The sequence below is a fragment of the Streptomyces sp. NPDC006393 genome, from assembly GCF_040628575.1.
Classification (GTDB): Bacteria; Actinomycetota; Actinomycetes; order Streptomycetales; family Streptomycetaceae; genus Streptomyces.
In genome coordinates, this window is record NZ_JBEXZD010000029.1 from 65056 (window position 1) to 75342 (window position 10287).

A 10287-nucleotide genomic window follows, 5' to 3' on the forward strand; every position below is an offset into this window, starting at 1 on the left:
CGTGTCCGGTTCGTCAGTGGAGTGACGGAGCACGACGCGGAAAGGTGACCCATGGGTCTCATGGCGGGCGACGACGAACTGGCCCGGCGGTTCGAGGAGCGGCGCGCGCACCTGCGCGGGGTCGCGTACCGGATGCTGGGCTCGCTCAGCGAGGCGGACGACGCCGTGCAGGAGACCTGGCTGCGGTTGGGCCGTACCGGCGCGGACGGCATCGACAACCTGTCCGGCTGGCTGACCACGGTGGTCTCCCGGGTCTGCCTGGACATGCTGCGCTCCCGTGCGGCGCGCCGCGAGGAGCCGTACGGGCACGAGGCTCCGGAGGAGGCGGGCCCCGTCGAGGTGCGGGCGCCCGAGGAGGAGGCGCTGCTCGCCGAGTCGGTGGGCGTGGCCCTGCTGGTGGTGCTCGGCACGCTGAGCCCTCTGGAGCGGGTGGCGTTCGTGCTGCACGACCTGTTCGCGGTGCCCTTCGACCGGATCGCCGCGGTCGTGGACCGCTCCCAGCCGGCCGCGAAGAAGCTCGCCAGCCGGGCCCGGCACAAGGTGCGGGGCGCCCCGGCGGCCTCCGGTGCCGAGCTGGAGCGGCACCGCGCGATCGTGGAGGCGTTCCTCGCCGCCGCGCGGGGCGGGGACCTGGGCACGCTGCTGGACGTGCTCGCCCCGGACGTGGTGCGCCGGGCCGATCCGGCCGCCCTGCCGGCCGGGGTCCCGGCGGAGCTGCGCGGGGCGCGGGCGGTGGCCGAGGGCACGGTCGCGCTGCGCCACCGTGCCCGGTTCGCGGCCGTCGCCCTGGTCGACGGCCGGGTCGGCGCGGTGGTGGCGCCGCACGGCCGGCTGCTCTTCGCCCTGGACATCGCCGTCCGCGACGACCGGATCGCCTCCTACGAGGTGATCGCCGCGCCGGAACGGCTGCGTCTGCTGCCGCTGGCCGTGCTCGACGTGCCGGGCGCGGACGCCGTCGTCACTCCGGCGACTCGATGACGGTGATCGCGCCGACGGGGCAGGCCCGGGCGGCCTCGCGGACCATCGGGTCGCCGCCGCCGTCCTCCTTGCCGGGGAGCAGGGTGCTGTAGCCCTCGTCGTCCTGGGTGAACACGTTCGGTGCGGCCAGCGCGCACTGGCCGGCGCCGATGCAGCGGTCCTTGTCGATGTCGATGCGCATGGCGGTACGCCTCTCACCAGCTCACGGGGAGTTCGAGCATCCCCTGGATCGTGTCGCCGGGCTTGAAGGGGATCTCCTCCGGCGGGGCGGCGAGCCGGAGGGTGGGCAGCCGACGGACGAGGCTGCCCAGGGCGATCTCCAGCTCGGTGCGGGCGAGGTTCTGGCCGAGGCACTGGTGGATGCCGAAGCCGAAGGCGATGTGGTGGCGGGCCGGGCGGCGGAAGTCGAGGGTGTCGGGGGCGGCGTAGACGTCCTGGTCGCGGTTGATGACGGAGGTGGAGAAGACCACGCCGTCGCCGGCCCGGATCGTCGTGCCGGCCACCTCGATGTCCTCGGTGGCCACCCGCAGCAGTCCGTCCGCGATGGACAGCAGCCGCATCAGTTCCTCCACCGCCGCCGGCAGCAGCGCGGGGTCGGCACGCAGCTCGGCCAGCCGCTCGGGGTGCCGGAGGAGGGTGTAGGTGCCCAGGGAGATCATGTTGGCGGTGGTCTCGTGGCCTGCGACGAGCAGGATGACCGCCATCGCGAGCAGTTCCTCGCGGTCGGGCCGGCCCTCGCGCCGCTGCTGCTGGACCAGGTCGTCCAGCACGCCGTCGCCGGGGTCCTTCCGCTTGCGGTCGATCAGGTCGCCCAGGTACTCCTCCAGCCGGTTCCGCGCGTCCTGCGTCTCCTCGGCGGTCGGTCCGCGCAGCAGCCGCCGTGACTGCTCCTCGAAGAACTCGTGGTCGGCGTAGGGGACGCCGAGCAGTGCGCAGATCACCATGGACGGCACCGGCAGCGCGAACGCGCCGACCAGCTCGGCGGGCGGCCCCTGCGCGATCATCGCGTCCAGCAGGCCGTCGACGGTGCGCTGGATCTGCGGCCGGAGTTCGGTGGCGCGTCTGAGGGTGAAGCTGGGGATCATCATGCGTCGCTGGACGCGGTGCTCGGGGTCGTCGACGCCCAGGAGCGCGGTCCTGCGGTCCTTGACCGCCGCGAAACGGGGCGTGGTCATGGGGAAGCCGTCGCGGTTGCGGTCGGTGGACAGGCGCGGGTCGGTCAGCAGCTCGCGGGCGAGCGCGTGTCCGGTGACGAGCCAGGCCGGCCGGCCGTCGTAGAGGGTGACGCCGGCCAGCGGTCGGACGGCGCGCACCGGGTCGTAGCCGGCGGGCGGGTGGTAGGGGCAGGTGCGGTCCTGCGGGAAGGCGACGGGCTGGGACGGGCGGGTGGTCGGGTCCGGCATGGGAGACCTCGCAGACGAAGGGTGCGTCGTGCCGATCTCCATTGGATGCCCGAGGCATCCATGGGGCGACGCGAAGTTCGGCCAGATCGGTGACCTGCGGCATCTGGCTGGGAAGCGTCTCTTCCGCTTCATAGACAGGGTGCCTCGTTCATAAAGAAGTTGCCTCGGCGGACTCTCGTCCCGCAGGATCCGGCCATGTCCACGATCGACGTGTTCCCGCTGCCTCTGTCCGCCGCCGCCGTCCCGGCAGCGCGCCGACAGCAGCAGCCCGGCCGTCCCTGGAGGCCCGGTCCGCCGCGCTCGTGACGGCCGCGCTCGTCGCGGGGCTGGTCGCGGGGTACGGCATCGCCGTGCCCGTCGGCGCCGTCGCGACCCTCCTCGTCTCCCTGACCGCTCGTACGTCCCTGCGCACCGGTGCCTGCGCCGCGCTCGGCGTCGCCACCGCCGACGGTCTCTACGCCCTGCTGGCCGCTCTGGGCGGCGCCGCCCTGGCCGACGCGCTGCGGCCCGCCCTGGTGCCGCTGCGCTGGGCGTCGGCCCTGGTCCTCGCCGCCCTGGCGGTGCGGGGCACGGTCACCGCCGTACGGCAGCACCGGCGGCGCCGGCACACCACCCGCCCCGTCGCTCCCCCACCCGGCCCCGCACGGGCCTACCTGGGGCTGCTCGGGATCACCCTGCTCAATCCGACCACGGTGATCTACTTCGCGGCGCTGGTCGTCGGCGGTGCCCGCGCCACGGACACCGTGCCGCTGCTGGAGCAGGGGGTGTTCGTCCTGGCCGCGTTCGCCGCGTCGGCGAGCTGGCAGCTGCTGCTGGCCGGGGGCGGCGCCCTGCTCGGCCGGGCCCTGACCGGCCGCCGGGGACGGCTGGTCACCGCCCTGGTCTCCAGCGCCGTGATCATGGCACTTGCGGTGCGCACGGCGGTGTCGCCGTGAACCGGGGCCCCGCGGCGGCGCCTGGCGCGATACGGCGCCCGGGCGGCCGTCGCGGCCCGCCGGATCAGGCCCTTGGGAACGGTGTCGTCGGTGTCGGTGTTGAATGACGGTGCACGAACCGTCACAGCACGCGACGAGAGGACGTACGCCATGCCTCTTGAGGGCGAGTACGAGCCGAGCCCGACCGACTGGGTGCGGGAGCAGGTGGAGCTGTACGAGGGCTCCGGCGGCACCAAGGGGACCACGCTGCGGGACACGGGACTGCCCGTGATCCTGCTGACCACGCGGGGCGCGCGCAGCGGCAGGATCCGCAAGACGCCGCTGATGCGGGTGGAGCACGACGGGCGCTACGCCGTGGTCGCCTCGCAGGGCGGTGCTCCCAAGCATCCGTTCTGGTACTTCAACCTGAAGGCCGACCCCCGGGTGGAACTGCGGGACGGACCCGTCAAGCAGGACATGACGGCCCGCGAGGTCACCGGCAGCGAGAAGGCCGAGTGGTGGGAGCGGGCCGTCGCCGCCTATCCGCCGTACGCCGAGTACCAGGCGAAGACCGCGCGCGAGATCCCGGTCTTCGTGCTGGAGCCCGCGGAAGGGCACTGAACCGGTCGGCCGCCGTCCGCAGGACGTGGCCCGCCGTCCGGGAGAAATCCCGGCCGGGCAGGCATGGAGCGGCGGCCGTCCGGGCACCGGTCCTTCAGGCCCCGCCGCGCTCCCCCGTCGCGGCGGGGCTCTCGCGCGCCTCCTCGGCCGGCCGGTCGGTCACGTCGAGGAAGATCTGTTCCGCCTCGGGGACGGTGCGGGCGACGGAGCGCTTGATGCGCATCGCGACCTCCTCGACCCGCTCGCTGTCCAGACCGGGCACCAGGTCGACGCGGGCCGCCACCAGCAGCGAGTCCAGACCCGTCTTCATGGTGAACAGCGCCTCGACGCTGTCGATCTCCGGCTGCGCCCGCAGCAGGCTGCCGATCCGGCCGCTCAGCTCCGGGTCGGCCGCCTCCCCGATCAGCTGGTCGCGCGCGTCGCGGCCGAGGCGGTAGGCGACGTAGACGAGCAGCGCGCCGATCGCGAGCGAGGCCGACGCCTCCCACGCGACCTGTCCGGTGACCATGTGCAGCGCCATGCCGAGGACGGCGAGCGTGACACCGAGGACCGCGGTGCCGTCCTCGGCGACGACCGTGCGCAGCGCCGGGTCCCGCAGCCGGCCCGCGCCGCCCTGCCCGCGCACCTGGTGCAGCGCCCGCAGCAGCGAGATCCCCTCGGCGAGGAGGGCGACACCGAGCACGATCAGGCCGACCACGTAGCCGGTGAAGTCCTCGTGCGCGCCGTTGCGCAGGGCCTCGACGCCCTGGAAGAAGGAGAAGCAGCCGCCCATGACGAAGATGCCGACGGCGGCGAGGAGCGACCAGAAGAACCGCTCCTTGCCGTAGCCGAAGGGGTGGCGCCGGTCGGCGGGGCGGCGGCTGCGGCGCAGCGCGGCGAGCAGGAAGATCTCGTTGAGGCTGTCGGCGACGGAGTGGGCGGCCTCCGACAGCAGGGCCGGGGAGTGCGCGAGGAGACCGCCGACGGCCTTGGCCGCGGCGATGACCAGGTTCGCCGCGAGCGCCACCAGCACGGTGACGCGGGTCCTGCGGTCGGAGGCAGGTCCGGAGCCGGCTCCGGCCGGGCGCCGGGCGGCCTTGTGCTCCTTCGGGTGGGGCTTGTTCGGGTGCGTCTCGCGTGTGTTCCCGGGTGTCCCGCTCACGCTGTGCCGACTGCCCCCGTCGGAACGGCTCACACCGTGCCGTGCGCGGATTTCGGGGAAGGTGTCACCAGGACACCGACGCGGAAGGTGTCCGGCAGGGCACCCGTGCGGCAGGAGGGACGAGGCATGAGCGAGGGCGGCGAGGGCAACCGTGCGTACGGCCACAAGGCCTTCAAGCGTTCGAAGAGCCACTTCGCGGACCGGATCACCGCCGACGGCCGGGACGGCTGGCCGGTGGAGGCGGGCCGCTACCGGCTGGTCGTCAGCCGGGCGTGCCCGTGGGCGAGCCGGGCGCTGGTCGCGCGGCGGCTGCTCGGGCTGGAGGACGCCCTGTCCCTGGCCGTCGTCGACCCGATCCAGGACGACCGCAGCTGGCGCTTCACCCTCGATGCCGGCGGCCGGGACCCGGTGCTGGGCATCCGCTTCCTCAGCGAGGCCTACGACCGGCGGGAGACCGGCTACCCCGGCGGGGTGAGCGTGCCCGCGGTCGTGGACGTGCCGAGCGGCGCACTGGTCACCAACGACTTCCAGCAGATCACCCTCGACCTGGCCACCCAGTGGACCGACCTGCACCGGCCCGGCGCGCCGGACCTGTACCCGCGGGCGCGGCGCGACGAGATCGACACGGTGATGGCCGAGGTGTACGAGGACGTCAACAACGGTGTGTACCGGGCGGGCTTCGCCACGAACCAGGAGGACTACGAAGCGGCGTGCGCGGGCGTGTTCCGGCGGCTGGAGCTGCTGGCCCAGCGGCTGGCGGGGCAGCGCTACCTCGTCGGCGACTCGATCACCGAGGCCGACATCCGGCTGTTCACCACTCTGGTCCGTTTCGACGCCGTGTATCACGGACATTTCAAGTGCAACCTGTGGAAACTGGTGGAGAATCCGGTGCTGTGGGCGTACGCCCGCGATCTCTACCAGACGCCCGGGTTCGGCGACACCGTCGACTTCGACCACATCAAGCGGCACTACTACCAGGTGCACACGGGCATCAACCCGACCGGCATCGTGCCGCTCGGGCCCGACACGTCCGGCTGGCTGACACCGCATCACCGCGAGGAGCTCGGCGGCCGTCCCTTCGGCGAGGGCACGGCACCGGGTCCCGTACCGGACGGCGAGGAGGTCCCGCCCCAGGGCGGGGCCTGACCGAGGTATCCGCACAAGGAGACACAGGTGGCCAAGAAGAAGAAGCACAAGCTGTCCCTCGCCTACCAGCCCGTCGGCTTCGTGCTGGGCTGGGCCGGTGGTTCGCTGGCCGGGATGGCGTTCCGCGCCACGTGGAAGGCGATGCGGCACGAGGACGACGCGCCCGACGCGCTCGACCGGGACCGGCGCTGGGGCGAGATCCTGCTGGCCGCGGCGGTGCAGGGGGCCATCTTCTCCATGGTGCGCAGCGTCGTGGACCGGGCGGGCGCCAAGGCCATCGAGCGCTCGACCGGCGTATGGCCCGCGAAGGAGGCGACGAAGAAGGCGGGGAAGAAGAACGGGCGCGGGCGCGACTGAGCCGGCGCGCGGACCCGGGCAGGCTGGTCCACCATGAGCGAGGTGAACACCGTGAAGACGATGCGTGCCGTCGGTCAGGACGTCCTCGGCGGTCCCGACGTGCTGAAGGTGGGGGAACTCGAGCGGCCCGCGCCGCGCCCCAACGAGGTGCTCGTCCGGGTGCGGGCCGCCGGGGTGAATCCGACCGACTGGAAGCACCGTGCCACGGGCGGCTTCCTCGGCGAGCCGCCCTTCGTCCTGGGCTGGGACGTCTCGGGCGTGGTCGAGGCGACGGGCGTGGGCGTGGCCCTGTTCCGGCCCGGTGACGAGGTCTTCGGCATGCTGAGCTACCCGTTCGGCCACGGCTCGCACGCCGAGTACGTCACCGCCCCGGCCCGTGTCTTCGCGCCGAAGCCCGCCGGGATCGACCATGTGCAGGCGGGCGCCCTGCCGCTGGTCTCGCTGACGGCGTGGCAGGCGCTGGTGGAGCGGGCCGAGGTGCGGGCCGGGCAGCGGGTGCTGATCCATGCGGCGGCGGGCGGTGTGGGCCATGTGGCGGCGCAGATCGCCAAGGCTCGCGGCGCGTACGTCATCGGCACCGCGAGCGCCGGGAAGCACGACTTCCTGCGCGGCATCGGCGTGGACGAACCCGTCGACTACCGCACGACCGACTTCGCCGAGGCCGTGCGCGACGTCGACGTCGTGCTGGACACCATCGGCGGTGAGACCGCCCTCCGTTCGCTGCGGGTGCTGCGGCCGGGCGGGGTCGTGGTGTCGATCATCCCGATGGGCTCCGACGACTTCTACGAGGAGGCCGAGCGGCTCGGTGTCCGGGCGGTCCGGATGCTCGTCGACGCCGACCACCACGGGATGCGGACGGTCGCGGATCTCGTCGAGGAGGGGAAGCTGAGCGCCACGGTCGCCGGTACGTTCCCGCTGGCCGAGGCCGCGAAGGCGCACGAGCTCGGCGAGACCGGACGCACCACGGGCAAGCTGGTTCTGGTGGTCGACTGACCTCAATTCACAGACATATGTCAATCGAACATGCTGGAATTCGCTCCAACGAGGGTAACTTGCTGAGCGGGGGCGGGTGTTGGTCCGGTTGAACCGCACCCCCGCAGCAGCGGAGTCCGGTGGGAGGCGAGGTCGTCGTGGGGAACGAACGCGCGCCATTCACCCGGCATCTGCGGGTCCGCCGGGAGCGCGGGCTCACCGTGCTGGAGTTGCACGGTGAGATCGACATCGCCGCGGCGGTGGAGATCATCCCGTACCTGGACCGGATCACGGCCCGGCCCGGGGCACGGGTGGTCATCGACCTGAGCGGGATCGACTTCTTCGACTGCTCCGGGCTGCGCCTGCTCTACCGGGCGCGGGCCCGGCTCCTCGACGCGGGCGGCGAGCTGCGCCTGGTGTGCACGCACCCGCTGACCCTGCGGGTGCTCAAGGTCACCGGCCTGTCCCGGCTGCTGCCGCCCCGCCCGACGCTGGACGCGGCGCTCGAACAATCCGAGGCCGCGTCCGGCCCGGTGTGACCGCCGGGGTCACGCGTCGCGCGGCGCGTCGACTCGGGGTCATTCCTCGCGCGGCGCGTCGAACAGCGCGCTGACGGACTCCCCGTTGTGGATGCGCCGTACGGCCTCGGCGAGCGCCGGGGCGATGGACAGGATCCGGAGCTTGTCCTTGTGGTCCTGGTACTCCTCGTGGTCCTCCACCGGCACCGGCACGGTGTTGGTGCACACGATCTCCAGCACGTCGGGCTGCTCGCCGAGCCGCTTGAGCGCGCCCGCCGCGAACAGGCCGTGCGTGCAGGCGATCCGGATGGAGCGCGGCCCCGACGTGCGCAGCCGGTCCAGGAGTTCCAGCACCGTGCTGCCCTTGGCGATCTCGTCGTCGAGCACGATCACGTCCCGTCCGGCCACGTCACCGATGACCGAGCTGATGGTCACCCGGTCGTCGGCGTAGCGCTGCTTGGCGCCGGCGGCCACCTGGGCTCCGATCATGCGGGCGAACGCGGCGGCCTCCTTGGCGTTGCCGAGGTCCGGTGAGACGACGGTGGTGCGTGTCAGGTCGTACTGCCGGAAGTGCGCGGCCAGTTCGCGCAGCGCGTGCAGATGGTCGACGGGCACCGAGAAGAAGCCGTGCACCTGCGGTGCGTGCATCGTCATCGCCAGGACGCGGCCCGCGCCCGCGGCGACCAGCAGATCGGCCACCAGACGGCCGCCCAGCGAGATGCGCGGGGCGTCCTTCTTGTCGGAGCGGGCGTAGGAGTAGTGCGGCATCACGACCGTGATCCGCCCGGCGGAGGCGCCACGGGCCGCGTCGCACATCAGCAGCAGCTCCACCAGATGCTCCTGCACCGGCCTGACCAGCGGCTGGACCAGGAAGACGTCCCGTTCCCGGCAGTTGGCCTGAAGCTGTACCTCCAGGCAGTCGTTGGCGAACCGGCTGACCCGGGTCGGGCTGAGCGGCACGCCCAGGTGCGCGCAGACCTCGGCCGCCAGTTCGGGATGGGCGCTGCCGCTGAACACCGCGATGTCTCGCACGATCCGCTCCTCGCATGATCATTCGGACTGCCGGACTCATGCTACTGACCGCTCTCGCGGCCGTCCGGCCGGCGGTCAGCGGTCAGCGGTCAGCGGTCAGCGGTCAGCGGTCAGCGCAGGATCGCGGGCAGGGCCAGTGCGCCCAGGAGGGTCGAGCCCACCAGCAGCCAGGCCACGTAGTCGCCGACGTGCCCCGACTGGAGGCGGCGCAGGGGCAGTGCCCACTCGGGCGCGCTCAGCAGGCCGGGACGGACGACCGCCGTCAGGGCCAGGCCCACGGCGAGAAGGGTCGACAGCAGGTCCAGGAGGACCCCGGTCGCGGTCCAGTGCACCGAGGAGAACACCCCCCAGGTCCCGGCCTCGTCGACGGCGTGCCCCACCACGCCGGCGAAGCCGGGCACCGCGCCCACGGCGAGCGCGGCGGCGAGCAGCACCGCCGGGACCGTCCCCATGGTGCGGGGAACGCCTACCAGCCGCTGCCGGGTCTCCGGTTCCTCGTCGGCGCCGGACGTCTTGTCCTCGTCGCGCTCCTCACCTTCACGCTCCTCGGGCCGGGGGCCGAGCCCCAGGAAGACGCGCGCGGCCACCCGCAGCACCGCCCCTCCGGTGAGGGCGGAGGCGGCGACGTACACGACGGTGAGCGGGCCGCCCACGGCCTCCTCGCTGACGGCCTTGCCGAGGCCCGTCCCGAAGGGCGGCAGTCCGGCCAGGGCCAGGGCGCCGACCGCGAACATGGCACCGACGCCCCGCAGGCGCCGGGCCCGGCCGTGCAGGGAGAACTCGTCGACGGTGCCGTAGCGGTCCAGCAGGATGCCGGCGCAGGCGAACAGCGCGGCCTTCACGCCCGCGTGTCCCAGGATGTAGAGCGCGGCCCCGTCGTCGGCCTCGGCCTTCAGCGCGCCGACGGCGATCAGGAACAGCCCGGTGTGCGCGATGGTGGAGAAGGCGAGCAGGCGCTTGATGTGCCGCTGGTACCAGCACATCACCGCGCCGACGGCGCCGGTCAGTACGCCCAGGACGACCAGGGTCCGGGTCACGGCGGCCGCGGGGATGCCACCGGGACCGGAGAACACGGTGCCGTACACCCGCCAGACGCCGTACACGCCGAGTTCCACCATGACGCCGGACAGCAGCATGCACACGGGCGTGGGCGCGACGGCGTGCGCGTCGGGCAGCCAGAACTGGAAGGGGACGGCGGCGGCCTT

General features: G+C 73.1%; 12 protein-coding genes. 7 read left to right on the forward strand and 5 right to left on the reverse strand.

Annotated features, from left to right (window positions below; all coding sequences use genetic code 11):
• Positions 1-60: 60 nt before the first annotated feature.
• Positions 61-978: a sigma-70 family RNA polymerase sigma factor gene (locus tag ABZ484_RS15130; protein ID WP_358866341.1), complete on the forward strand. Its 918-nt coding sequence runs from the start codon at positions 61-63 to the stop codon at positions 976-978.
• Here the strand turns inward: ABZ484_RS15130 and ABZ484_RS15135 are convergent.
• Both ABZ484_RS15135 and ABZ484_RS15140 read right to left on the reverse strand, forming a co-directional pair.
• A complete protein-coding gene (locus ABZ484_RS15135) occupies positions 959-1159 on the reverse strand; it encodes a ferredoxin (protein ID WP_358866325.1) in 201 nt (66 codons plus the stop codon). The two genes, ABZ484_RS15130 and ABZ484_RS15135, sit on opposite strands and share 20 nt — an antisense overlap.
• 13 nt (positions 1160-1172) lie before the next feature.
• Positions 1173-2381, reverse strand: a complete 1209-nt coding sequence (locus ABZ484_RS15140; protein ID WP_358866326.1) for a cytochrome P450 — start codon at positions 2379-2381, stop codon at positions 1173-1175.
• Positions 2382-2683: 302 nt separating this feature from the next.
• Here ABZ484_RS15140 and ABZ484_RS15145 point away from each other — a divergent pair, with 302 nt between their 5' ends.
• Positions 2684-3316, forward strand: coding sequence for a LysE family transporter (locus tag ABZ484_RS15145; RefSeq protein WP_358866327.1), 633 nt, complete (start codon positions 2684-2686; stop codon positions 3314-3316).
• Positions 3317-3466: 150 nt separating this feature from the next.
• Complete coding sequence (locus ABZ484_RS15150; protein WP_358866328.1) at positions 3467-3916, forward strand: nitroreductase family deazaflavin-dependent oxidoreductase; 450 nt, start codon at positions 3467-3469, stop codon at positions 3914-3916.
• A 94-nt stretch (positions 3917-4010) separates the two neighbouring features.
• Here ABZ484_RS15150 and ABZ484_RS15155 read toward each other — a convergent pair whose 3' ends face one another.
• Complete coding sequence (locus ABZ484_RS15155; protein WP_358866342.1) at positions 4011-4928, reverse strand: cation diffusion facilitator family transporter; 918 nt, start codon at positions 4926-4928, stop codon at positions 4011-4013.
• A 255-nt stretch (positions 4929-5183) separates the two neighbouring features.
• Here ABZ484_RS15155 and ABZ484_RS15160 point away from each other — a divergent pair, with 255 nt between their 5' ends.
• From ABZ484_RS15160 to ABZ484_RS15175, 4 genes are all read left to right on the forward strand, one after another.
• Positions 5184-6203, forward strand: a complete 1020-nt coding sequence (locus ABZ484_RS15160; RefSeq protein WP_358866329.1) for a glutathione S-transferase C-terminal domain-containing protein — start codon at positions 5184-5186, stop codon at positions 6201-6203.
• Positions 6204-6230: 27 nt separating this feature from the next.
• The gene (locus ABZ484_RS15165) at positions 6231-6560 is read left to right on the forward strand and encodes a DUF4235 domain-containing protein (protein ID WP_358866330.1); all 330 of its coding nucleotides are present in this window, start codon (positions 6231-6233) and stop codon (positions 6558-6560) included.
• Positions 6561-6593: 33 nt separating this feature from the next.
• Positions 6594-7553, forward strand: coding sequence for an NADP-dependent oxidoreductase (locus tag ABZ484_RS15170; RefSeq protein ID WP_358866331.1), 960 nt, complete (start codon positions 6594-6596; stop codon positions 7551-7553).
• Between the two features lie 137 nt (positions 7554-7690).
• Positions 7691-8071, forward strand: a complete 381-nt coding sequence (locus ABZ484_RS15175) for an anti-sigma factor antagonist (RefSeq protein ID WP_358866332.1) — start codon at positions 7691-7693, stop codon at positions 8069-8071.
• A 39-nt stretch (positions 8072-8110) separates the two neighbouring features.
• Here ABZ484_RS15175 and ABZ484_RS15180 read toward each other — a convergent pair whose 3' ends face one another.
• Both ABZ484_RS15180 and ABZ484_RS15185 read right to left on the reverse strand, forming a co-directional pair.
• Entirely contained in the window at positions 8111-9082 is a 972-nt protein-coding gene (locus ABZ484_RS15180) for a ribose-phosphate pyrophosphokinase (protein ID WP_358866333.1), read from the reverse strand.
• A gap of 110 nt (positions 9083-9192) precedes the next feature.
• Positions 9193-10287, reverse strand: a 1095-nt coding sequence (locus ABZ484_RS15185; RefSeq protein ID WP_358866334.1) for a proton-conducting transporter membrane subunit, incomplete at its 5' end; no start/stop codon positions are given.